22 protein-coding genes are annotated in these 24,252 nt (G+C 68.7%); 6 read left to right on the forward strand and 16 right to left on the reverse strand.

Annotation, left to right across the window (positions count from 1 at the left end; translation table 11 throughout):
- Positions 1-307: 307 nt before the first annotated feature.
- Together QH168_RS15400 and QH168_RS15405 are read right to left on the reverse strand one after the other, a co-directional pair.
- Complete coding sequence (locus QH168_RS15400; RefSeq protein WP_280235339.1) at positions 308-1,687, reverse strand: DoxX family protein; 1,380 nt, start codon at positions 1,685-1,687, stop codon at positions 308-310.
- 138 nt (positions 1,688-1,825) lie between these two features.
- On the reverse strand, positions 1,826-3,190 hold the full coding sequence (locus QH168_RS15405; protein ID WP_280235340.1) for a DoxX family protein: 1,365 nt from the start codon (positions 3,188-3,190) through the stop codon (positions 1,826-1,828).
- Positions 3,191-3,511: 321 nt separating this feature from the next.
- On the opposite strand from QH168_RS15405, the gene QH168_RS15410 reads away from it, so the two are divergent.
- Together QH168_RS15410 and QH168_RS15415 are read left to right on the forward strand one after the other, a co-directional pair.
- Positions 3,512-4,642 carry a phosphotransferase family protein gene (locus QH168_RS15410; protein ID WP_280235341.1) on the forward strand — a complete coding sequence of 377 codons (1,131 nt, stop codon included), beginning with the start codon at positions 3,512-3,514 and terminating at the stop codon, positions 4,640-4,642.
- 7 nt (positions 4,643-4,649) lie between these two features.
- A complete protein-coding gene (locus tag QH168_RS15415) occupies positions 4,650-5,780 on the forward strand; it encodes a DUF7064 domain-containing protein (protein ID WP_280235342.1) in 1,131 nt (376 codons plus the stop codon).
- Here the strand turns inward: QH168_RS15415 and QH168_RS15420 are convergent, their stop codons facing one another.
- On the reverse strand, positions 5,781-6,335 hold the full coding sequence (locus QH168_RS15420) for a nitroreductase/quinone reductase family protein (protein WP_280235343.1): 555 nt from the start codon (positions 6,333-6,335) through the stop codon (positions 5,781-5,783).
- Positions 6,336-6,524: 189 nt separating this feature from the next.
- On the opposite strand from QH168_RS15420, the gene QH168_RS15425 reads away from it, so the two are divergent.
- The gene (locus QH168_RS15425) at positions 6,525-7,319 is read left to right on the forward strand and encodes a hypothetical protein (RefSeq protein ID WP_280235344.1); all 795 of its coding nucleotides are present in this window, start codon (positions 6,525-6,527) and stop codon (positions 7,317-7,319) included.
- Here QH168_RS15425 and QH168_RS15430 read toward each other — a convergent pair.
- The 6 genes from QH168_RS15430 to mqo form a co-directional block, all read right to left on the reverse strand.
- Entirely contained in the window at positions 7,274-7,798 is a 525-nt protein-coding gene (locus QH168_RS15430) for a cobalamin biosynthesis protein (protein ID WP_280235345.1), read from the reverse strand. The two genes, QH168_RS15425 and QH168_RS15430, sit on opposite strands and share 46 nt — an antisense overlap.
- A 106-nt stretch (positions 7,799-7,904) precedes the next feature.
- Positions 7,905-9,338: a cobyrinate a,c-diamide synthase gene (locus QH168_RS15435; RefSeq protein WP_280235346.1), complete on the reverse strand. Its 1,434-nt coding sequence runs from the start codon at positions 9,336-9,338 to the stop codon at positions 7,905-7,907.
- A gap of 370 nt (positions 9,339-9,708) precedes the next feature.
- Positions 9,709-10,323, reverse strand: a complete 615-nt coding sequence (gene cobO / locus QH168_RS15440) for a cob(I)yrinic acid a,c-diamide adenosyltransferase (protein WP_280235347.1) — start codon at positions 10,321-10,323, stop codon at positions 9,709-9,711.
- A gap of 79 nt (positions 10,324-10,402) precedes the next feature.
- Positions 10,403-12,415, reverse strand: a complete 2,013-nt coding sequence (locus QH168_RS15445; RefSeq protein WP_432421107.1) for a magnesium chelatase subunit D family protein — start codon at positions 12,413-12,415, stop codon at positions 10,403-10,405.
- 219 nt (positions 12,416-12,634) lie between these two features.
- A complete protein-coding gene (locus QH168_RS15450) occupies positions 12,635-13,084 on the reverse strand; it encodes a GNAT family N-acetyltransferase (protein WP_280235348.1) in 450 nt (149 codons plus the stop codon).
- A gap of 18 nt (positions 13,085-13,102) precedes the next feature.
- A complete protein-coding gene (gene mqo, locus QH168_RS15455) occupies positions 13,103-14,626 on the reverse strand; it encodes a malate dehydrogenase (quinone) (RefSeq protein ID WP_280235349.1) in 1,524 nt (507 codons plus the stop codon).
- Positions 14,627-14,912: 286 nt separating this feature from the next.
- On the opposite strand from mqo, the gene QH168_RS15460 reads away from it, so the two are divergent.
- The gene (locus tag QH168_RS15460; RefSeq protein WP_432421104.1) at positions 14,913-15,971 is read left to right on the forward strand and encodes an alpha/beta hydrolase; all 1,059 of its coding nucleotides are present in this window, start codon (positions 14,913-14,915) and stop codon (positions 15,969-15,971) included.
- Here the strand turns inward: QH168_RS15460 and QH168_RS15465 are convergent.
- From QH168_RS15465 to QH168_RS15495, 7 genes are all read right to left on the reverse strand, one after another.
- On the reverse strand, positions 15,951-16,514 hold the full coding sequence (locus QH168_RS15465; RefSeq protein WP_280235351.1) for an alpha/beta hydrolase: 564 nt from the start codon (positions 16,512-16,514) through the stop codon (positions 15,951-15,953). The two genes, QH168_RS15460 and QH168_RS15465, sit on opposite strands and share 21 nt — an antisense overlap.
- Positions 16,515-16,688: 174 nt before the next feature.
- Complete coding sequence (locus QH168_RS15470; protein ID WP_280235352.1) at positions 16,689-18,299, reverse strand: cobyric acid synthase; 1,611 nt, start codon at positions 18,297-18,299, stop codon at positions 16,689-16,691.
- A 91-nt stretch (positions 18,300-18,390) separates the two neighbouring features.
- Positions 18,391-19,254 carry a type I methionyl aminopeptidase gene (gene map / locus QH168_RS15475; protein ID WP_280235353.1) on the reverse strand — a complete coding sequence of 288 codons (864 nt, stop codon included), beginning with the start codon at positions 19,252-19,254 and terminating at the stop codon, positions 18,391-18,393.
- A 26-nt stretch (positions 19,255-19,280) separates the two neighbouring features.
- Positions 19,281-19,769: a hypothetical protein gene (locus QH168_RS15480; protein ID WP_280235354.1), complete on the reverse strand. Its 489-nt coding sequence runs from the start codon at positions 19,767-19,769 to the stop codon at positions 19,281-19,283.
- 58 nt (positions 19,770-19,827) lie between these two features.
- Positions 19,828-20,721 carry an alpha/beta hydrolase gene (locus QH168_RS15485; protein ID WP_280235355.1) on the reverse strand — a complete coding sequence of 298 codons (894 nt, stop codon included), beginning with the start codon at positions 20,719-20,721 and terminating at the stop codon, positions 19,828-19,830.
- 80 nt (positions 20,722-20,801) lie between these two features.
- Positions 20,802-21,410, reverse strand: coding sequence for a TetR/AcrR family transcriptional regulator (locus QH168_RS15490; protein WP_280235356.1), 609 nt, complete (start codon positions 21,408-21,410; stop codon positions 20,802-20,804).
- A 91-nt stretch (positions 21,411-21,501) separates the two neighbouring features.
- Positions 21,502-22,257 (reverse strand): GntR family transcriptional regulator, encoded by a 756-nt coding sequence (locus QH168_RS15495; protein ID WP_280235357.1) that lies wholly within the window; start codon positions 22,255-22,257, stop codon positions 21,502-21,504.
- 96 nt (positions 22,258-22,353) lie between these two features.
- Here QH168_RS15495 and QH168_RS15500 point away from each other — a divergent pair, with 96 nt between their 5' ends.
- Both QH168_RS15500 and QH168_RS15505 read left to right on the forward strand, forming a co-directional pair.
- Positions 22,354-23,481 (forward strand): TIGR03364 family FAD-dependent oxidoreductase, encoded by a 1,128-nt coding sequence (locus QH168_RS15500; RefSeq protein ID WP_280235358.1) that lies wholly within the window; start codon positions 22,354-22,356, stop codon positions 23,479-23,481.
- An 8-nt stretch (positions 23,482-23,489) separates the two neighbouring features.
- Positions 23,490-24,170 (forward strand): phosphonatase-like hydrolase, encoded by a 681-nt coding sequence (locus tag QH168_RS15505; RefSeq protein WP_280235359.1) that lies wholly within the window; start codon positions 23,490-23,492, stop codon positions 24,168-24,170.
- Positions 24,171-24,252 lie beyond the last annotated feature (82 nt).

Raw genomic sequence — 24,252 nt, forward strand, 5'->3', positions numbered from 1 at the left:
CTTCCCGGGTCGCGGAGGCCGGACGCCCTGGTGGGCGGGGTGCGGTAGGCTCATCGCTGGTCACCCACAAATGATACATCTATATGGATGTGTATCTAATAGTGGTGTCAGAACCAGGCGTCGCGCATATGCATATTAAACTATGATTCCTGTTCCCTTTGCGCTCGCGTACGTGAGGAAGTTGCTCACCTACGCGTGGGCTTATTGTGCGGTTTGGGGGGGGGGTACGTTGCCGGGGGCGTTGGCGCGGGGAACCCCCACCGCGTCCGGCGCGGCGAGCCCTTGTGGGGACCCCGCCACTGCCGGTCTACTCCAGGTGCGGTGTCTGCTGGGTCCAGTGGAATCCGCGCTCGACCAGCGCGAACCGCTCGAGCGGAATCGCCTCCAGCACCATGTGCACCTTCCGGATACCGAGGGTGCCGTCCAGGATCAGCCGATCCGGCGTGGGCTGTTCATAGGTGAAACTGCCGAGGCGCCATTGCCCGGCGGGGTCACGGAACAGGGTGATGGTGCGCTGTTCGGGATCGACGGCGGCGGGCACCGGCGTCAGCTTGTCGTCCATTCCTTGCAGGTGGATGCCGTCGACGGTATCGAAGACGATCCGGCGCAGGCGGGCCGTCGTCGGATCGGCGAAGGGATTCGGCGCGGTCACCAGCGGCGGCACCGGTTGACCTGCCACCGAGTATTCGGCGACGTTCCAGATGCCGTACAGCGGCGAGCGCGGTCGCGCGTCACCGTAGGCGTGCCAGGCGTCCCAACCTTCGATGGCCGTGGTCACCAGCAGCCACAGCCCGAGCAGGACCTGCCCGGCCAAGGCGAACCGATTCGACCGCGCGGTGGTGAACAGTTCGGGGCTGGTGGCGGGTGGCACCGATCCGCCGGAGAACAGAACCGTTGCCAGACGGCGGCTTTCGGGGGCCAGCAGCGCGATCGACAGGATCAGCATCTGCAAGCTGAAGAGCTTGACCGGCACATCGAAGGTCATATTGAGCAGAAAGACCTGCGCCATCGCCACGGTCGACAGCGCCGCGCCGGCGGTGACGGTGGCGGGCAGGATCAGCAGCAGTCCGGCGCCGATCTCCGCGCAGCCGAGGGCGATCTCATAGGGCTTGGACGCCGCGGTCTGCGACCACAGCACGCCCATCGGCGTCATATCGCCGAACGGTTCGATCAACCGGTGCAGCGCGAAGACCATCTGCGACGGCATGACTTTCACCATTCCGTACAGCAGCAGCGAGCCCGCGAGCGCGAAGCGCAGCACCACCCGATACCAGCCGTCGAGCCGCCGGTAGTGCGGTCGGCGCCGATCCAGCGCGCTCCAGATCCCGGTCGCCACCGCGGCCACGATCAGCCAGGTGAAGGCCGCCACCCAGAAGGTAACGGTGTCACCGCTGCCGGTGGGTTCGTAGATGAGCGGCTCGTCGATACCGAACAGGTTCGCGGCGAACCAATCGGTCAGCGGCGGCAGCTTCCACCACTCGCCGAGGGTGCGCACAACCGACTCCGGCGTGCCCACCGAGCGCAGCAGCTGGGCGAGTAGCCAGTGCGCCGCGGTGCCCACGCCCAGGTAGACGAACACGAAGCGGAACAGGACGCGCGTGGCCGGATGCCACGGCGCCGGTAACACGGCCGGGGAGAGCGCGTCCGGTTCCCGATCCGGTGCCTCCGACTCAACCAGGGTTGCCACTGTTCACCTTTCGCTATTTCCGTGCACGAGCCGACGTTTGCCGGAACAACGCTAGGGCAGATCTGGCGGTCCCCGCGTCTGGGAATATCTGTGCCCCCGACGCTGACTGCACCGGAGTCGGGGGCATCGGACCGTCCCTCAACGATTGCTGGGATAGTCCTGCACCCAGTGGAAGCGGTCGCTCCGCAGCGGGAAGGCGTCGAGGTCCATCCGATCGAGCACGATGGTCGTCGGCGTGCCGTTCAGCTCGCCGCGCAGGCGCAGCTGGCCCGGCGCCGACTGTTCGAAGGTGAAGGTGGCGACCGGAACCGGCGTCGCCTCGGGCGCGGCCGGTGGTGCGGTCAGGGTGAGCGTGTGCGCCCCGGTATCGATCGTGGCCGCGACCGGCACTACAGCGCCGTCCATCCGCTGATAGAACATCGCGCCGGGATCATCGAACACCGCACGCTGCCACCGATTCTCATCGGTCAGCAGCGGCGGAACCGGTTGCCCCGCCGCGGTGAACTCGGAGACCGTCCAGATGCCGTACAGCTCCGATTTCTCCCGGCCGCCGCCGAAGTCGTTCCATGCCGTCCAGCCGAGGTGCACCGTGCCCACCAGCACCCATACCCCGATCAGCACCTGGACGAGGGCCGCGATCCGATTCGACCGGGCGCTGTCGAACAAGCGCGGCTGCGTCGCCGGTTCCGATGGTCGCTCGAGCACAAGGATGTTCGCCAGCCGCTGCGCCTGCGGCACCAGCAGCAGCAACGACAGCAGCAGTAGATGGAACGACAGGATCTTGACCGGCACATCGAAGGTCATATTGAGCACGAACACCTGCGCCATGCTCACCACACCGAGCAACGCGCCGAGTGTGGCGGTGCGCGGCAGGAACAGCAGCAGACCGGCGACCAGCTCGGCGACACCGAGCAGTACCTGATACGCGGGCGATGAACCCACCTGCAACCACAGCACCGACATCAGACTGAAATCGCCATAGGGCTGGAGCAGCGCGTTCAGCGGCGGCGACGGCATCTGCGACGGGATGGCCTTGGCGATGCCGTAGAACAGCATCTGCCCGGCCAGGCAGAGCCGGAGGAAGGTGAGGAACCAGGCGCTCAGCCGTGGATAGCCGGTGCGGCGCCGGTCGAGCACCGACCAGATCAGCGTCGCCACCGCGGCGATCACGAGGAAGCAGAACACCATCACCCAGATGACGGTCTGATCGCCGCTGCCCGAATCCTCGCGCAGCACCGCGTCGACGCCGAACACGGTGCGCCCCACCCATTCCAGACCGGGGGCGAGCATATGCATCTGCCACAGGATCGCCCGGTCCGGCAGCCATTGCCCGGCGATACCGGTGAACGCGAAAGTGATCTGCGCGAACAGCAGGCAGAACAGGCCGAAATAGACCACGCCGAAACGGAAGGCGATGCGCGTCAACGGGTGCCACGGGCGGTGCCGCGCCGCCTCGGGGGGAGCGGCATCGTCCTGCCGTTCGAGAACTTCGACTCCGACCACGTGGCAGCCCCTTCGCTGTGCCGATCCGATGCTATGGGCCGAAGGTATCGCCGCGGCGAACCCACCGTAACCGGATGATCCCTGAGTGAAACCCCCATTCCAGGTCATTCGTAGGATGTATTCGGGGTCATCCTTCTGGCGTACACCGGCCCGCCGACAGCGTGGTCAAGGACGTATTTCACACTTTCCCGCCCGGCAAACCTGAAACGCGTTACAGTCACCGCATCCGTGGCATGACGCCACGGACACGGGCCGTCCGCGGCATTCGAACGCCGACCCGACGCCCGCGCGACACCGCTGTACGGCATCAGGAGGACGATGATGGCCGACGATCCCGCACCCACCGAACAACGTCGGCTGACCACCAGCGATCGTGATCTCGACACCCTCACCGCGGACCTGTCCCGCTGGCTGGGCGAACGGGTCGGGGCCGATGAGCCGCCGAAGATCGTCGGGTTGTCGCGGCCGCAAGCGGGTGGGATGTCGAGTTCGTCGGTACTGTTCGACGCCGAATGGAGTGTGGCCGGACAGCGCGACGGCGGCTCGTTCGTGGCGCGGATGGCGCCGGAGGACGAATCCTTCCCCGTCTTCGAAACCTATGATCTGGCAACGCAATACCAGGTCATGGCCGGTGTCGCCGAGGCGACCGACCTGCCGGTGCCGCCGCTGCGCTGGCTGGAGAACGATCCGGGCGTGCTCGGCACGCCGTTCTTCGTGATGGATCGCATCGAGGGCCGGGTGCCCACCGACAATCCGCCGTACGTCTTCGTCGGCTGGCTGTTCGACGCCACAGCCGAGGAACGGGCGCGGTTGACCGATGCCACCATCGAGGTCATCGCGAAGGTGCACGCCATCCCCGATCCGCAGCGGCGGTTCCCGATGCTCGCCGGACCCGGTGACTCACTGCGCCGCCACGTCGACGCCCAGCGCGCCTGGTACCGGTGGGCGCTCGCCGACGACGGCTACCAGATCCCGATCATCGAACGCGGCTTCGACTGGCTGGAAGCGCATTGGCCCGCCGACCCCGGCCCCGATGTGCTGACCTGGGGCGATGCCCGGCCCGGCAATATCATCTACCGCGGTTTCGAACCGGCGGCGGTACTGGACTGGGAGATGGCGGCCATCGGCCCGCGCGAACTGGACGTGGCCTGGATCATCTTCCTGCACCGGTTCTTCCAGGACATCGCCACCCGCTTCGACCAGCCGGGTCTGCCGGATTTCCTGCGGCGCGACGATGTGGTGGCGAAATACGAAGCGGCCAGCGGACATACGGTGCGCGACCTCGACTTCTACCTGGTCTACACCGCCCTGCGGCACGCCATCGTGATGGCGAGGATCAAACGTCGCATGATCCATTTCGGCGAGGATACCGATACCGCCGATCGCGACGATTACGTGATGCACCGGGCGAGCCTGGAAGCTCTGCTCGACGGAACCTACGACTGGGATTGAGCACACCATGACCGATGTCTCCGGCCGGATTCCCGGATCGTCACCGGCGCCGCTGGACGAATTCCCGATCCACCAGACACCGCTGTCGCTGGCCAGGGTGGCCAGCAGCGACCGTAACTTCTACGACCGCAGCTATTTCAACGCCCACGACCGTGACGGCGCCACCATGCTGGTCACCGGATTCGGCGTCTATCCCAATCTCGGTGTCACCGACGCCTATGTCGCGGTGCGCGAGGCGCAGACGGTGCGCACCGTGCGGTTCTCCGACGCGCTCGGCGACCGGAGCCTGGACATGCGCGTCGGTGGTTATCGGATCGAGGTGCTCGAACCGCTCCAGCGGATCCGGGTGGTGTGCGAGCACGATGCGCTGGCCGCCGACCTGACCTGGACCGGCGCGTTCCCCACGGTGCAGGAGCAGCCGCATCTCATCCTCAACGGCAACCGCCCGATCATCGAGGCCTCCCGGTTCGCGCAGGTCGGGTCCTGGTCGGGGACGCTCCGGTTCGACGACCGCGAGATCACCGTCGACCCGGCGGTGTGGACCGGCACCCGGGACAGATCATGGGGCATCCGGCCGGTCGGTGAGTCCGAGCCGCCGGGGCGGGCGGCGGCGGAACCGTCGGGCGGATTCTGGTGGTTGTACATGCCGCTGCGGTTCGACGACTTCGCGATCATCGTCATCGTGCAGGAGGAGCCCGACGGCCGCCGCACCCTCAACGACGCCACCCGCGTCTGGCCCGACGGCCGCATCGAACAACTCGGCTGGCCGCGCATCCGCATCGACTACCGGTCCGGCACCCGGCTGCCCACCGCGGCCCGTATCGAACTCACCACTCCCGACGGTAAGCCGCTCGAGGTGGAGATCCGCACGGTGACCGATATCCCGCTGCATGTCGGCTGCGGGTACGGCGGCGACCCCGATTGGCAGCACGGACAGTGGAAGGGCCGCGACTGGACCTCGAGCGACCGCTACGACCTCACCGACCCGGCAGTGGCCGGTCGCATCCCGTACGGCGTCATCGACCATGTCGCGCACGCACGCTGCGGCGATGCCGAGGGATGGGGATTGTTCGAACATGCGAGCATCGGACGCCATGATCCGACCGGGTTCGCCGACTTCCTGTCCGTGGCGCCCTGACTAGACCAGTTCGATGACGACCGGAACCCCGTTGTCGAACCAATGCTGATGCAGGCGTTGGATCTTGGCGCGCGTCGGCCTACCGGCGGTGTGGAAACGACACTCGGCGAAATCGAATGGTTTCACCGCGCTGGTGTAGACCTGCCTGGCCCGGGCAGCCTCGGCCGGGTCGGTGATCTCCCTGGCGAGGCCGGAGCGGGTTCGGCCCGGCACCTTCAGCCGCACGTTCGGGTCGGCGCGCACATTGCGTAGCCAGTCGGCGATGGCCTGTTCCTTGGGCAGGCCCGTCATGATCGGGCCGAGCATCACCAGATAGGCGCGGTCGCCGTCGAGCACGGCGCGCACGCAGCGGTGCCGCGCCTTGCCACTGGTACGGCCGGTCGTGGTGAGGATCGCGAAGTTGGTGGGCGTCTTGATCCGGAAGAACGGCGCCTGCAACGCGCTGAGCGTGCGGCCGCCCCGCGGGGAGTGGGTGAACGGGTTACGTGCGCGTTCCTTCGGCGCCGGTAGCGCACCGGGATCGGCGCCCTCGGCGCCCACGGATTCCTCGCTCATCCTGCACCACCTGCCGAAGCGTGTGACCGGTCCGATGGGCCAAGGGTAGCCCCACGTGGATGCGGTCCTGGCGTTTTCGACGACCTTGCGTCCCGACCTGCCGCGTACCGGCCCGGCGCTATAGCGTCTGAAGGCGATAGGCGCCGTTCCACCCCGCATGCCGTCGAGCCGTGGAGGTTGTGAAAACTGTTGAACCAGAGGCAGATATCGAAAGATCAGTGCTACAGCTGGGAGATCGCGTTCGTCGGGCGCGAACCGAGAAGTGAGAGCGGGACCGGGGTGCTCGGTAAGCCGGACCCGCTCAGCGGGCGAACCTGCGCGACCTATGCCGAGGTCGCCACGGCGGTGTTCGATCTGCTGTGCGACGACATCGTCGCCGATCACCGTTATGCGGTGCTCGACGCGCGGGTGGCCGGACAACCCGACCCCGAACGGCCCGCCGACTCCACCCGGTTCGTGGTGCGCGATCACACCGGCGCCGACAAGGTCACCATGTCGGCCGAGCTGACCTACCCTCGAGTGCCCGCCAAAGCCGTTGCGGCCCACCGCCGCGAGACCGAGGCCAGCGCGAAGTGGGAGGCGGCGCGTCAGGTCCGCCGCCAGAAGACCGAGGCGGCGGCACGTGCGCTCACGGTATCGGGCGAGCCGGTCCCGCTCGATCCGCACATCCAGAAGGTCGTGAGTTCCCTGCGAATCGCCGCGGCCTCATTGCGTGAGGACGTCCCCACGCTCGACTTCTGCCGCGAGCAGCTCACCGTCGCGCAGAACACCTTGGTGTCGGCCGCGCGAGCGCTGGCCACGGCGGAGGCGACCGGCAACGAACGCGAAGCCGCACACGCTCGGCGCCACGCCCGCTGGTGGCGTCGCGGGGTCGAACGGTGGACCCACCTCACCGAATTGGTGACCGAGGCGTATATGGACGCCGAGGAGGTCGACGACTACGCCGACCTGCTTTCCGTACCGTCGGCGCCCGCGCCGGAGTAGCCACCGGCGGCTCGTCTCGGTGGTAGAAGGACCACCGCTGCGGCAACCACCACGCTGCCGACCACCTGGCGGGGAATCAACAGCGACCCTCGCCCCGCCAGCAGCGCCGCGGCTTCGGCGACGCCCGGAACCCCGAGCGCTGTCGCGGCATGGGCCGATGGATTGGGTACCGGCACCGCGGCCAGCTCCGCGGTGGTGAACGAACGGACCGGTACCCCGAGCTGATCGGCGGCGGACCGAACACCGGATTCGGCCGCGCGCCGATCGACGGTCGCGATACACGCGACCGGATGCGCACCGACCACCGCCCGCACAGCGGCGACGATCCGCGCCGCCGACGTCCCCGGACGCAGACCGAGCCCGACGGCCAGTTCGGAATCGGCCGCCGATGCAGGCGCGTCGACCGGCTCGACGGACGTCGGTGCGGGCACAGCCACCCGCCCATCGGCCGACTCACCCGACGACACCGACGCAGGCACAGCTGCCGAACCGTCGGCCAACTCAACCGACGACGCCCGCACCGACCCAGCCGCCGACGCACCCAGCGACACCAACGCAGACGCAGCCACCGATCCGTCGACCGACTCAACCGACGGCATCGGCGTGGGCGAAATCGGCGGCGGCGGTGGCGAAGCGGTGGACCGATTCGGGGTTACCGGCGGGGTGGGTGTGCAGGTAGGAGGCGTGGACGCGGTGCACGATCGCGCCTTCGCGGACCCGTTCACCGGCGGTGTGCCAGCCCCAGGCGGGTGCGTCGGCGCCGGTGCCGAGTAGGCGGGTGCGGTGGAATTCGTGGCCGCGCACGCGCTGCCCCGCCTGCCACAGCGGTGAATCCACCAGGGCGACCGCATCGCGATAGCCAAGGGTGAGACGGGGGCCGAATTCGGCTGTCGCGTCGATGACTCCGGCCATGGCGTGTCCGTCCAGCGCGCGGGTCAGATACAGCAGGCCCGCGCATTCGGCATGGATGGGCATCCCCCGCCGCGCGGCGGCCGCCACCGCCGCCAGCAGGCGCGTATTGGCGGCGAGATCAGCGGCATGTTCTTCCGGGAACCCGCCGGGCAGCACCAGGCCCGCTGTCCCCCTCGGCAATTCGTCGTGCAATGGATCGAAGACCACCACCCGCGCCCCCGCCGCCACGAGCAGTTCACGATGCTCGGCGTACCCGAAGGTGAACGCCGCTCCCCCGGCCATAGCAATCACCGGCCCGCCACCCGGCGGCTCGGACGAGAGCCCGAGGCTCGCCGGGCCAAGGCTGGCGGTATCGGCCCCGGCACGGAGCGCAGTGGCGGGATCCCAGGCCGGGCCGGTGGTCGAGGAGGCGGCCAGGGCCGCGATGGCGCGCAGGTCGAGGTGGGCGGCGGCGAGTTCGGTCATGGCGTCGACGGCGGCGGTGGCGGCGGCGCCGTGTTCGACGGCCGGGATCAGGCCCAGATGCCGGGACGGGACTTCGAGCTGAGGCATGCGCGGCAGACAACCGAGCACCGGCAGACCGACACGGTCGCATGCGGCGCGCAGCACCTGTTCATGACGTTCGCTGCCGACACGGTTGAGGATCACCCCACCGAGACGGATCGAACTGTCGTAGGTGGCGAATCCGTGCAGCAGGGCCGCCAGGCTCTGACTGTGGCCCCTGGCATCCACCACCAGCACGACGGGCGCACCGAGCAGCCCGGCGACCTGCGCGGTCGAGCCTTCGGCGACCGGGCGGGCGTCGGCAGCGTCGATGCGGCCGTCGAACAGCCCCATCACCCCCTCCACCACCGCCAGATCGCATCCCGTCGCACCGTGCCGATACATCGGCACCACCCGTTCGACGCCCACCAGCACCGGATCCAGATTGCGTCCAGGTCTCCCCGCCGCCAGCCCATGGTATCCAGGGTCGATGTAATCGGGTCCCACCTTGAACGGCGCGACCCGATGCCCCGCCCGCCGCAGCGCCCCCACGAGGCCCGTCGCGACGGTCGTCTTCCCACTCCCCGAGGCAGGCGCCGCGATCACCACCGCGGGCGCACTCATCACCGCCGCCCGTTCGGCCGCCGCGACTGCTCCGGCCGCGCCTGATCTCGAGCCGGGTGGCGGCCGGTTCGATCACGGCGTCGATACGGCCGCGTTCCACTGCGATCCACGGTTCGCCCACGATCAGCGGGACCACACGCGGCTTCTCCGACCCGGCCGAGCATCCCGTCGCCCACGTCGACCCCGCCGATCTGGGCGCGGCCACGCACACCGAGACCGCTCGCACGCCGTACGAGAGGCTGGGAAGCTGCGGGAGATCCTGGACGTACGACCGATATCGCGCACCCCCATGTGGCGGTCACCTCGGATGCCGCCCCTCGCGCGGGACCGGACGAACCGGGGTGTGCTCCGGCACCGGGCACGGCGGTACTCACCATTCGATACCGCGCTGGCCCTTGCGCCCCGCATCCATCGGGTGTTTGACCTTGGTCATCTCGGTGACCAGATCGGCGGCCTCGACGAGGGCGGCGGGGGCGTCGCGGCCGGTGATGACGACATGTTGGTTACCGGGCCGGTTGCGCAGGGTGTCGACGACCTCGTCCACCTCGACCCAGCCCCATTTCAGCGGGTAGGTGAACTCGTCCAGCACATAGAAGCGGTGCTGTTCGGCCGCCAGCCGGCGGGCGATCTCCTGCCATCCGGCCAGCGCGGCGGCGGCGTGATCTTCCTCGGTGCCGTGTTTACGGGTCCAGGACCAGCCTTCGCCCATCTTGTGCCATTCGACCGCGCCACCGGCGCCGGTTTCCTCGTGTAGTCGGCCGAGGGTGCGGAAGGCGGCTTCCTCGCCGACCTTCCATTTGGCGCTCTTCACGAACTGGAACACCGCCACATCGAAGCCCTGATTCCAGGCACGCAGCGCCATCCCGAACGCGGCGGTGGATTTGCCCTTCCCCGGCCCGGTGTGCACGGCGAGCACGGGCTGATTGCGGCGCTGCCGGGTCGTCAGACCGTCGTCCGGAATGGTCTCCGGCACTCCCTGTGGCATCGAATCTCCTCAACTGATCGCTGAATACCGGTGGGCCGAACTCCACGCGGCCGCCCCCGCCGCTCCGCGCTTCGTGCGGTCACGCCGCGCGGCCGACCCCCGCGCCGGTCGACCGCGCCGATTCGCGCACCGCACCGGCCACCGCATCGCCGGTCAGCTCGCCCAACCGCACACATTCCCCCCGCAATTCACGGGCCAGTTCGGCAGCGAGACCCAATCGGATCATGCCGCGTTCGCAGTCGACGATCATCGCCGTCACCGCATCGGAGGCGAGCAGCCGCGCGGCGATGCGGGCGCGGATCACCGGATCGGTACCGCCGGTGGCGCGACCGTCGGTGAGCAGCACCAGCATCGGGCGGCGGCGCGGATCGCGCACCCGTTCCCGCTGGACGACCTCGCGCGCCTTCAGCAGACCGGCGGCCAGCGGAGTCTTTCCCCCGGTACGCATCCCGGACAGTCGCCGCACAGCGATATCGACCGACGATGTCGGCGGCAGCACCAGCTCCGCCTCCGCGCCGCGCACGGTGATCACCGCGACCTTGTCCCGGCGCTGATAGGCGTCGCGCAGCAGCGCGACCACGGCGCCGGTGACCGCCGACAGCCGATCCCGCGCCGCCATCGAACCGGAGGCGTCGACCACGAACACCACCAGATTGCCTTCGCGCCCTTCGCGATAGGCACCGCGCAGGTCGTCGGATTCCAGCCGCAGCGGGCCGTTGGCCCGGCCGCGCGCCCGTTGATGCGGTGCGGCGGCGAAAACCGTGCCCAGCAGATGCAGTCCGCCCGCAGTCTCGGTGTCCGGGCGCACCGTCCGGCCCTGCCGGGTCTGCGCGCGGGAGCGACGGCCGGGCGCGCCCTCACCGACACCCGGCACTTCCCAGCGCGGCGGCCGCACCGAGGACTGGGCGGGGGCGCTGGTGCGGCCGGTACCGCGCGGTCCGTCGCGGCCTTCGGGCGAATCCTGTCCGCCGCCAGGTGAATCCGGTCCACCGTCGGGATCGTCGTCGGGGTCGTCCTTGGCTGAGCCGGAGTCGGCGGCGTGCTCGCCTTCGGCGTCGGACTGCGGTCCGCGCTCGTCGTTATCGGGTTCGGGTGCCCGTTCGGCTTCCTCGGCGGCATCGCGCATGGCCTCGTCGAGCTGCTCCTCGCTGATACCCGGCTCATCGAACGGATCGCGCCTGCGCCGATGCGGCAGAGCCAGTTCGGCGGCGACCCGCACATCGTCCTCGGTGACGGTATCGCTGCCACGCCACGCGGCGTGCGCGGTGGCGGTGCGGGCAACGACGAGGTCCGCGCGCATACCGTCCACATCGAAGGCCGCGCACAATGCGGCGATCCGGCGCAGCTCCACATCGTCGAGCGCGACCTCGGGCAGCCGGTCGCGGGCGGTGAGAATGCGCTGGGCGACCTCGCGGTCGGCGGCGGTGTAGCGGGCGGCGAATCCGGCAGGGTCGGCCTCGTAGTCGAGGCGGCGGCGCACCACCGCCATCCGCACGTCGACCTCGCGGGAGGCGGCCACGTCGACGGTCAGGCCGAAGCGGTCCAGCAGTTGCGGCCGCAGTTCGCCCTCTTCCGGGTTCATGGTGCCGACCAGCACGAACCGGGCGGGATGCGAATGTGAGACGCCGTCGCGTTCGATGTGCACCCGGCCCATGGCGGCGGCGTCGAGCAGCACGTCCACCAGATGGTCGTGCAGCAGGTTCACCTCGTCGACGTACAGCACGCCGTGGTGGGCGGCGGCCAGCAGGCCCGGTCGGAACGCCTGCTCACCGTCGCGCAGGACCCGCTCCAGATCCAGTGAACCCACCACGCGGTCCTCGGTGGCGCCGACCGGGAGTTCCACCAGCCGGGCCGGACGCGCGCCGGTATCGTCCACCACCGGCGGCAGCAGCTGGGCCAGCGCGCGCACGACCGTCGATTTGGCGGTGCCCTTCTCACCTCGGACCAGCACACCGCCGATCCCCGGATGCACCGCGCACAGGATCAATGCCAGTTGCAGCTGTTGTTGCCCGACGACCGCCGAGAACGGGAACCCGGCCTCGTCGCCGACGCCACCGGGCGGGCGCACCGCACCGGGCTCGGCGGACGACACTGCGGTTTCGGCATGCGACACGGACACGCTTCGACTCTAGGCCGCGCGACGTGCCTCGCCTACTCCGACCGCTGTGTTCGGCCGGGACGGCCCGGTCAGCGCGGTCGCCGGGTCGGTCCGGCGACCGCGGTGCACAGCCGACGGGTGACCACGCGCGGGGGCCGAGCACGCACCGGGTGGCACAGGCGCACCGTAGCCACCCCGAAGGTCTCGAGCGATCTACCCCTTGCGCATGGGCACGTGCGCGACACCGTCTTCGACGAATTCCTCGCCGTCGACTTCGAAGCCGTGCTTGCGGTACAGGTCGATCAGATACGTCTGCGCGTTGATCCGGACGGTGAACGAACCCGCCTCCGCCAGCGCCGCCTGGAGCAGACGGGTGGTGTAGCCGTGCCCGCGGGCCGGGACCGCCGTACAGAGGCGTCCGATGCGGAACGACTTCACCCCGTCGTGGTGCTCTTCGAGCAGCCGTAGGGTCGCGATGACCTCACCTTCGTCGTCGAGCCACAGATGGCGCGTCTCCGGTAGCAGATCCAGTCCGTCCAGTTCCGGGTACGCGCATTTCTGTTCTACGACAAACACTTCGACGCGAAGTTTCAACAGCTGGTACAGGGTGGCGGTATCGAGATCCTGCGCCCATGACCGTTTGAGAGCAACCGTTGACATCATCGCGTCTTGCTATCACACCTACGCCGTCGGCGCGACCCCCACGGGGTTCGGCGTGGCGACGGAATCGAGCTGCAAGGCCTTGGAGGTCCAGTCCCAGACCTCCTGGAACAGGGCCTGATTCTCGGACAGCTTCACCCCGAGCGAGGGCACCATTTCCTTCAGCTTCGGGGTCCAGTCGGCGTACTCGCGCGGGAAGCAGCGCTGCAAGACGTCGAGCATGGCGGTAACGCAGGTGGAGGCGCCGGGGGAAGCGCCGAGCAGACCGGCGATGGTGCCGTCCTGCGCCGCGATGACGGCGGTACCGAGTTCGAGCACACCGCCGATGCCCTTGCGGCGGATGATCTGCACACGCTGACCGGCGGTGATGATCTCCCAGTCGTTGCCGTCGGCGCGTGGGATGAACTCCTCCATCGTGTACACCTTGCCCGCCTGCGATTTGGCGAGTTCGGACACCAGGTACTTGACCAGGCCCAGTTCGGTGACGCCGACGCCGAGCATGGGGGCGATATTGCCCGGCCGGATCGACTTGAACAGGTCGGTGTACTTACCGTCCTTGAGGAACATCGGGGTCCAGCCCGCGTACGGGCCGAACAGCAGACCGGGCTTGCCGTTGATGACGCGGGTGTCCAGATGCGGCACCGACATCGGCGGGGCGCCGACCGCCGCCTTGCCGTAGACCTTGGCGTCGTGGCTGGCGATCAGCTCGGGGTTGGTGCAGCGCAGGAACTGGCCGCTGACCGGGAACCCGGCGAAGCCCTTGATCTCCCTGATGCCCGATTTCTGCAACAGCGGCAGCGCGCCACCACCGGCGCCGACGAAGACGAACTTGCTGATCACGGTGCGCGTCTTGCCATTGCGCAGATTGCGCACCTTGACCCGCCAGGTGCCGTCGGACTGCTTGCTCAGATCGCGCACCTCATGACCGAAGGCGATGTCCGCGCCGGTCGAGCCGATGTAGGCGAGCAGCTGCTTGGTCAGCGAGCCGAAGTCGATATCGGTGCCCGCATCGGTCCAGTTCAGCGCGACGGGCTCGGAGAAGTCGCGCCCGCGCGCCATCAGCGGCAGCCTGCGGGAGAACTCGTCGGGGCTGTCGATGAACTCCATACCGGCGAACAGCGGATGCGGCGCCAGCGCCTCATAACGCTTTCGCAGGTACTGCGCGTCGTCGGCGCCGTGGGTGAAGCTGACGTGCGGGATCGGGTTGATGAACCGGGACGGATCGTCGAGCACCCCGTTCTCCACGGCGTAGGCCCAGAACTGCCGTGAGACCTGGAAGCGCTCGTTGATGTCGACGGCCTTGCTCACGTCGACCGAACCGTCGGGCTTCTGCGGGCTGTAGTTCAGCTCACACAGCGCCGAATGGCCGGTGCCCGCATTGTTCCACGGATCGCTGCTCTCGGCGGCGGCGGCGTCGAGGCGCTCGAACACCGAGATCGACCACTCCGGCTGCAACTGACGAAGCAGCGCACCGAGGGTGGCGCTCATGATCCCGGCACCGATGAGTACTACATCGGTCTTTTCAGTCAGGTCAGCGTTCGGCACGGGTAGATCGACTTCCTTGTCCTTGTGCGCGGTCCCACCGGCTGCGGTGGCTCCGCCAGGGGCACGGGCACTATGCGGTTGTAACGAAATCCCGCGTCGTCACCGACACGGGCGTCGGCGGAATGTAGGTTACCCGCCGTTCACCTACCGCCAATTGTGCACCTCACCACCGCGCAGACCAGCAACGAACCTGCCGAATGTGACAAAGATTCCTCCCGGCGCGCCGCCGCGCCCGCTCACCGGGCGGGCCTTCACCCGACGGGCGGACGTCGCTTAGATTGAGGTGGTGACATACGAGACCTCACTCGGCTCGCCCACCACGACCCGGACCGCCGACTGGCAGCCCGACATCCTCGGCGCGGGCTATGAGCAGCGCACCCTCGACCTCGGGCCGGACCCCGACGGCGAGGGCGAGGCGGTGGCCACCCTGGTACGCCACGTCCCCACCGGTACGGCGACCACCGAGAGCGCGGTGCTCTACGTCCACGGTTTCACCGACTACTTCTTCCAGCAGCATCTGGCCGAGCATTTCGCCGCCCGCGGCCACCGCTTCTACGCGCTGGACCTGCGCAAATGCGGTCGGTCGCTGCGCGAGGGCCAGACGCCGCACTATGTCAGCGATCTGGCGCTCTACGACGACGAGCTGAACGAGGCGCTGCGCGTCGTCCGCGCCGAGACCGGCGACGATGTGCTGCTGGTCGCGCACTCCACCGGTGGCCTCGTACTACCGCTGTGGCTGGACCGGTTGAACCGGGCCGGTGGCACCGCGGCGGCGGGTATCACCGGGCTGGTGCTCAACAGCCCCTGGTTCGATCTCCAGGGCCCGTCCTACTACCGCACCGTCGGCACACCGCTCATCCACGCGCTCGGCCGGTTGCGGTCGAGGGACGAGCTGCCGCTGGCCAAGACCGACGCCTACGGCGCGAGTCTGCATCACACCGCGTCCGGGGAATGGGACTACAACCTCGACTGGAAGCCACTGCACGGCTTCCCGGTCCGCTTCGGATGGCTGCGTGCCATCCGGCGCGGGCAGGCGCGGCTGCACGCCGGTCTCGATATCGGGGTGCCGTCGCTGCTGTTGCGTTCGCGGTTGACGACGTTCGCCCGCAAGTACGGCCCGGCCGTCGACGTGGCGGACGCGGTGCTCGACGTCAGGCAGATCCAGCGCTGGGCGGGCTGCCTGGGTGATCGCACCTCCATCGTGCCGATCGACGGCGCCCGCCATGACGTGTTCCTGTCCTCGGCGCAACCGCTGGCCAGGGCGTTCGAGGAACTGGATGCCTGGCTGGACTGGCTGGCCGCCTACCGGCGCGGCCTGGCCGATTCACCAGAGGCTGGTGCGTAGCACGATCTCGGTGGCCAGTTCGTGGTCGGCTTCGAGCGCCACATTGTCGACGTCGACGCCGACCACCCGGAACTCGCCGTAGACATAGCGTCCCGAGGTGTCGGCCACCGAGCGCGGTAGCGCCTTGGTGACCAGCACCGTGGTCGGTAGCTCGACGGCCCGGCACTCCGGGTCGAGCACCGCGCCCTCGGCATCGGGTACCGCGGGATGGCCGCGATCGGCGACGACCAGGCTGATGAAGCGCCCGAACCCGGTGGCGCACACCTGCCAGGCGACGCTGGCCCCGGCGCCGCGTCCGGCCACGTTCACCCAGGGCACGCCGAGTTCGTCCAGGATGGCGTAGACGCCGGTGGTGTCGAGTCGGTCGACGGTCTCCACCGCGATGGTGCGCAGATCGGAGTTGTGCAGCCGGGCGCACACCCGGTCGTAGACATCGGGCGGGTCGCCCGCGTCGGGTAGCAGCAAGACGCTGTGCTGAGTTTCCGGGCCGTCGACCCGTACCGTCCATTCCCGGTCGCCGACCGCAATCCGCCGAGACTTCATGCGCAAGGACGCTACACCGGCGGCGCGAACGGTAGCGACTTGTCGGCCGAAACCGCTGGCCCAACGTGAATTCGCTGATCGCATGCGGATCACGGTGACCGGGGCGCGGTCCGCGCGGCTGCGGCCGCGATGTCCACGACGACCGCCTCGGCCGTGGCGAACGTCACGGCCGGGTCAGTGGGTGAGGTCCATGGTGGCGCGGCTCGTCACGATGTTCGGCATGCCCTTCGGCGCGCCGGTGGTGATCAGTCGTTCGAGCGCGCTCTGGTCGAGATGGTGCTCCATCAGGTCGGCGAGCAGGTCGAGCTGGGCGGTGCGGATCTCCGCCACAGAGGTGTCGGGCGCGATGCGGAATCCGGTGCGCCCGGCGCGGGCGGCGACCTCGGTGAGCCAGGCGCGACGGAATTCGTCGGATTCCATCAGGCCGTGCACATGGGTGCCCCAGACCGCGTCGCGGGCGCTGCCCTCGACCATCTCTGACGGCCTCCGGCCCGCCGATGAGGACCGCTGTTCGCCGAGGTGATCAGCCGGGTAGGGGGCACCGTCGGGCCGCAGGTGCAGCCAGTGCGGATCCCCCGTGCGGCGGACCCTCCCGTGGTGGATTTCGTAGCCGTGCAGGGGGATTCCGGTCCGACCGACACCGACGACCCGCCGCAGAATTTTGTCCGCGCCGAATTCGATCGTCAGGTCGAGCAGACCGAGTCCGTCGATCGCGCCTGCCGCCGATTCCACCTCGTCGACGATCTGCGCCCCGAGCATCTGATATCCCCCGCAGATCCCCAGGATCGGTGCGCCCACGGCGGCACGGGCCTTCAGCGCGTCGGCCAGCCCGGTGCGGCGCAACCAGCGCAGATCGTCCACCGTCGCCTTGCTGCCCGGCACCACCACCAGATCGACCCCGGTCAATCGCGACGGCTCACTCACCCAGCGCACCGACACACCGGGTTCGCAGGCCAGGGCCTCGACATCGGTGGAGTTGGAGATACGGGGCAGCCGGATCGCCGCGACGTTCAACCATTCGCTGCCCACCGGCGGACGCGGACGACCGACCGGCGCGTCGGCGACGGTGCCGAGCGAATCCTCGGCGTCGATCCACAGTTCGTCGCTGAACGGGACGACGCCGAGGGTCGGGCGGCCGGTGAGCGCGGTGAGCTGGTCGAGGCCGGGGCGCAGCAACTCGACGTCACCGCGGAACTTGTTGATCACGAACCCGGAGATCAGTTGCTGGTCTTGCGGTTCCAGGATCGCCAGCGTGCCGAACAGATGGGCCAGCACACCGCCGCGATCGATATCGCCGACGATCAGCACGGGCAGTTCGGCCGCACGCGCCAGCCCCATGTTCGCCAGGTCGGTGGCGCGCAGATTGATCTCGGCGGGCGATCCGGCGCCCTCACAGATCACCACATCGACCTCGGCGCGCAAGGCCGCCAGTTCCTCCGCGACTATTCCGCGCAGCCACCGACGATGCCGGAAGTAGTCGCCCGCCCCGACCGTGTCGACGGCCCGGCCGCGCACCACCAGCTGTGAGCGCCGATCGCTGCCCGGTTTGAGCAGCACCGGATTGAAGCGGACGCTGGGCTCGAGCCCGCACGCGTGCGCCTGCAAGGCCTGGGCTCGCCCGATCTCGCCGCCGTCGAGAGTGACGACGGAATTGTTCGACATGTTCTGCGCCTTGAACGGCGCCACCCGCACACCCCGCCGGGCCAGCATCCGGCACAGGCCCGCCACGACGACGCTCTTACCGGCGTCGGAAGTGGTTCCCGCGACCAGCAGCGCGCCCTTCATCCGGCATCCGCGGGTGCGCGGCGGCGTCCGACCGCGAGCAGACCGGCCCGGCCGGAACCGTGCGTCTCGCAGTGGGCGCCGACCGCCGGGTTCACGGCAGCGTCAGGATTTCCGCGCCGGTATCGGTGACCACCAGCGTGTGCTCGAACTGCGCGGTCCACTTGCGGTCCTTGGTGACCACGGTCCAGCCGTCGTCCCAGATCTCGTAGTCGATGCCGCCGAGGTTGATCATCGGTTCGATGGTGAAGGTCATGCCGGGCTCGATCACCGATTCCACGGCGGGCTGGTCGTAGTGCAGGATCACCAGACCGCTGTGGAAGGTGGGGCCGACGCCGTGACCGGTGAAATCGCGCACCACGCCGTAGCCGAACCGGTTGGCGTAGGACTCGATGACGCGCCCGATGACATTGAGCGCACGCCCGGGCCGCACCGCCTTGATGGCGCGCATGGTGGCCTCTTCGGTGCGCTCGACCAGCAATCGCACCTCCTCGTCGACGTCACCGGCGAGGTAGGTCTTGTTGGTGTCGCCGTGCACGCCGTCGATATAGGCGGTGACGTCGATATTGACGATGTCGCCGTCTTCGATGACGGTCGAATCCGGGATGCCGTGGCAGATGACCTCGTTCAGCGAGGTGCAGCACGACTTCGGGAAGCCCTTGTAGCCGAGCGTCGATGGGTAGGCACCGTGGTCGCACAGGTATTCGTGGGCGATCCGGTCCAGTTCGTCGGTGGTCACACCGGGTGCGACCGCCTTGCCCGCTTCCGCGAGCGCCTGCGCCGCGATCCGACCGGCGACGCGCATCTTCTCGATCGTCTCCGGTGTCTGAACCCAGGGCTCGTGCCCTTCGTTCACGGTCTTCTTCCAGGCGTATTCCGGGCGCTCGATGGTGCGCGGGACCTCCCGGATCGGCGATTGGGTACCGGGAACGAGCGGCTGACGGGTGCGGACGGACATGGGGTCCACCCTAGCGGCCCGCATCCTCACCTGCGCCGCTCGCACAGTCCGTGTGCCAGCGCGCGGCGGCCGTCGTCCTGTTCGGGCGGCCAGCTGAGCATGGAGCGTTCCTCGGCGATCGTGGCGAGCACCTCGGCCCCGGCCAGCACCGGGTCCACCCGGCCTCCGGTGCACGACTGGCGCGCGGCCAATGCCGCGCACAGTCCTTCGGTGCCCATGCGCACCACGGCGGCGGGGAACATCTTCCGCACGGCGGCGACCATCCCGAATCCACCGCAGCGTCCGGGGATTCCCGCCCAGGTGACCGTGCCCACCGGATCACCGATCCGCCCGGCGCAGGCGATGCCGACCGCGGTGATCTCGTCGTCACCGGCGACGTCGAGCAGCAGATCACGGCACGACCACCACGCCTCGGTGACAGGCAAGGCTTTGTACCGGATCGCGTGGGTGCGCCCGGCGCGCACCCGGCCCGCGGTCAGCCTCTCCGAACCGATTGCCAATGCCAGCACCGTCATGGACCGACCTCCATCGCAGGCTCGGCCGCCGGATCTCGGCGGCGGATGGTCACCGTGGTCATCGGATCAGCTTGGCGCTCAGGAAGTCCCGTGCCGCGCCCGCCGCCCGATCGAATTGTTCGCCGTAGACCGAGAAGTGTCCGCCGGGAACGAGTTCCAGCTGTTTGGGTTCGAGAGCCTCGTGATAGCTCGCCAGCGCGATATCGGTGGGGGTGAGGGTGTCGTGATCGGCGACGATCATCAGCAACGGGGTGGGCGAGATCCGGCGCACGAACGCTTCCGGCGCGTAGGACTGGAACTTGTCGACGCTGGACAGGGTGACCTCGTTGCGCCAGGTGGCGATCTGCGGCCCGTTCTCCATCAGCCACTGGTACACCTCGATACCCGGCATGGCGACCATATCGGTGGGATCGTCGGAGGCCGCCTTGATCAGCTGATGCGGTTTGCCCGCGGCGACGGCGAGCCGATCGGCGGCAATCGCCTCGTGCATGATCGGCAGCACGGTCGGTGGCACTACTCGGCTGAAGGTCGACCACCCGGCGGTCAGTGGCACCTGGGCGACGACGGCGCGGACCCGGCGGTCGGTCGCGGCGACGACGAGCACGTGAGCGCCCGCGTAGCTGGTGCCCCAGATGCCGATCCGGTCCGGGTCGATGCCCTCCAGCGTCTGCGCGAAGGTGATGGCATCGCGGTAGCCCGCGATCTGAGCCTGCGGGTCCACCTCGTATCGGGGCTCGCCGTCGGAGGTGCCGAAGCCGGGGTGGTCATAGACCAGACAGGCCAGGCCCGCGGCGCTGAGCACCTCGGCGAACGGCGCCACCCATTCCTTCACCCCGGCGAATCCGTGTGTCATGACCACCAGCGGCGCACCGGTCGGCGCGCTGACCTCCGGCCGGTACAGCCAGCCGCGTAAAGTCACACCGTTGCTGAGGAATGACGTGTCGACCCGCATGGCGCCTCCAATTAAATTACGATCCGTAACGTAATTGATGATAGAGCCGCGAGAATGTGGCGTCAACCACATCAGTCGAATCAGGAGTGCGCGCCTCGATACCCGACCGCATCCAGCGCGGATCGGACGGTCAGCCGCACCAACTCGTCATCGATCGGACCGAGCGTCGGTACCAGCGCCCGCATCAGCATCGGACCGGTGATCAGATCGCAGATCCATTCCGGATCCGCGCCCGGCTCGATCTCCCCACGAACGACCGCACGTTCCAGGATCGACGCGGTGGAGGCCCGACGAGGCGTGAGGAATTGATCCTGCAATCGACGTGCCGCCTCGGGATTACCCGCCAGATCGGTCAGCAGTCCGGGTAGCGCTCTGCACAGCACTGGCTCGTTGAACATTTCCCGCTGATGCTGCTGAATCGCCAACATCTCGGCTTCGATCCCGCCGAGATCCTGCCCACCCGGCTGCAAACCGAATCGATCGATCAGCACCGCCATGACGAGTTCGGCACGGTCGGCGTAGCGGCGATACAGCGCTGGCCTGCTGGTTTCCGCCTCAGCGGCAACCGCCTGCAAGGTGAGCGCACCGTATCCGCGCTCGACCACCAGGCGCGCGGCGGCTTCGAGCAAGGCCGCATCCAACTCACGATCGCGCGGGCGGCCCACGCGGGGCGAGGTCGTCTCGGGCATATTCTCACCGTACCGAGGATGTTCGCCGAGCGAACGTTCACAGCTGGATAGACCAGGCCGGGCGCGCTCCGATCCACCGGGCCGAAACGGGTCATCTGGTCAATCGCGCTTCGAAGGCGATGCGATCGCCGCGATACAGCGACCGCACCCGTTCGATGGGTAGACCCGCGTCGTCCACACTGCGCCGGTTCAGCAGGATCAGCGGCAGCGCGGTGCTGCATTCCAGCAGGGCGGCCTCGCGGGGCGAGGCGAGGACGGTTTCGATTCGTTCTGTGGCCGTGGCGAATTCGACGCCGGTGGCACGGATGGCGGCATACAGCGAGGTGGTCGGATCGTAGGTACCGCGCAGTCCGGCGAAGCGGTGCAGCGGCAGGAAGGTGGCCTCCAAGCCGATGCGTTCCCCGTCGGCCAAGAGCACCCGCTCCAGATTCATGACCGGCACGCCGACCTCGATGCCGAGTTCGCGCGCGGTGTCGGCGTCGGCGGGTACGTCCTGCCAGCCGACCACCAGACGGCCCGGCACGCGCCCCAGACTCAGCGCCGCCTCGGTGTAGGACTGTAACGCCAACGGCTGCACCATCTTCGGTCGCGATACCACGGTGCCGCGCCCCTGCCTGCGCACCCGGCCTTCCACCACGAGATCACGCATGGCCTGCCGCACCGTCTCGCGGGCGACCTCGAACCGCATGGCCAGTTCACGCTCAGGGGGCACCGGATCGCCTTCATCCAACTCGTCGAGCAGCCGCTCGATCTCGGTGCGCACCTGATACGCCTTGCCGACGACTCCGGTCGCCGGAAAAGCCTTGGGCCACCGGGTATCCGCCCCCGCCACATCCGTCGCGTCCATACCCACAGCCTACCCGCAATTGGTCTATACCAATTGTTAACCCAGCGTTCGCCCGGTCCACACCCATCGGTCTAGACCAATGTGCACGATGGGCTCATGCGATTGGTCATCATCGGCGGCGGCATCCTCGGCACCGCGCACGCCCTCGCCGCGATCGGGCGCGGGCACGAGGTCGTCCAGCTGGAGCGTGAGCCCGAAGCCAGGGGCGCCACGGTACGCAACTTCGGTCTGGTCTGGGTGTCCGGGCGTTCGGCGCCGGAACTCGAGACGACGCTGCGGTCGCGGCAACTGTGGGAGGAGATCGGCGGACGGGTACCGGGTGTCGGATTCCGCGCCGCCGGTTCGCTGACCCTGGTCCGCACACCCGCCGAACTCGCTGTGGCCGAGGCCGCCGCTGCGGGCCCGACCGCCGAGCAGCGCGGTTTCGAACTGCTCGAACCGGAGCAGGTGCGGGCGATCAATCCCGCCCTGCGTGGCAAGTTCCTTGCGGGACTGCACTGTTCGACCGATGCGGCGGTGGAATCGCGCCAGGCGCTGCCTGCCCTGCGCGCCTATCTGGCGGGCTCCGGTCGCTACAGCTTTCATGCGGGCACCGAGGCCAGGGCGGTCGAGAGCACCGGCGGCGGCGCCGTCGTGCGCGACGATCACGACCGCCGCTTCGAGGCCGATCTCGTGCTGGTGTGCGCGGGCGCCGCACACACCGGCCTGGTCCGCGAGCTGGCCGGGCAACTGCCGGTGCGCCGGGTGCGTTTGCAGATGATGCAGACCGCACCACTGGGCGAACCGCTCACCACCGCCATCGCCGACGGCGACAGTTTCCGCTACTACCCCGGTTTCGCCGGTCCGTCGGTGGAGGCCCTCGCACGTGAGCAGTCCCAGACAGCGACCGCCGCCGAACACAAGATGCAGCTGCTGTGCGTGCAGCGTCTACACGGCGGCCTCACCATCGGTGACACCCACGAGTACACCGAACCGTTCCCCTTCGATGTGGACGAGGCGCCCTATGAGCACCTCACCACCGTCACCGAGGAATTGCTCGGCCGCAAGCTGCCACCGATCGTGCGGCGCTGGGCCGGGGTGTACAGCCAGAGCGTCGATCCCGATGCGCTCGTCACCAGGGTCCGCGCCGACGACCACATCTGGGTGGTGACCGGCCCCGGCGGGCGCGGTATGACCCTCGGACCCGCGCTCGGCGAAGAAACCGCCGACCTGTTGAACCTGTGAGGATCACCATGCCCGACACCACCATTCAGCTCGCCGTCCTCGATATGGCGGGCACGACCGTCGCCGACGGCGGACTCGTCGTCCGCGCCTTCGAGGAAGCCGCGACGGCCGCGGGCATCCCCGCCGACGGCCCGGAACGCACACACGCCCGCCGCTATGTCCTGGACACGATGGGTCAGTCGAAGATCGCCGTCTTCCGTGCCCTGCTGGGCGAGGAGGACCGAGCGCAGCTGGCCAACCGCACCTTCGAAACCGCCTACGAGAACCTGATCGACGACGCCGACATCTCCCCCATTCCCGGTGCCGCCGACGCCATCCGGACGCTGCGCTCGGCCGGGGTCGCGGTCGCGCTCACCACCGGCTTCAGCCGCAGCACCCAGGACCGGTTGCTGAACACGCTCGGCTGGACCGATATCGCCGATCTGATCCTCGCCCCCTCCGACGCCGGACGCGGCCGCCCCTATCCGGACATGGTGCTCACCGCGCTGCTGCGCCTCGGCGTCGATGCCGTCGACCGGGTCGCGGTCCTTGGCGACACCACCAGCGATATCGCCACCGGCCGCGCCGCGGGCGCCCGGATCGTCGCGGGCGCCCTCACCGGAGCCCATGACGCGGACACCCTGCGGGCCGCGGGTGCGTCACACATCGTGCCATCGGTGCGTGAATTCGCCGACCTCGTCCTGAACTGATCCCCCGTCCCTTCGGCTCCTCACTCGCTCCCTCGACGAAAGTTGCAGTCACCGTGCGTACTTCGAAGAATCCCGGCCGACG

Origin of the sequence: Nocardia cyriacigeorgica (genome assembly GCF_029868385.1) — a bacterium.
Taxonomy (GTDB): Bacteria; Actinomycetota; Actinomycetes; order Mycobacteriales; family Mycobacteriaceae; genus Nocardia; species Nocardia cyriacigeorgica_F.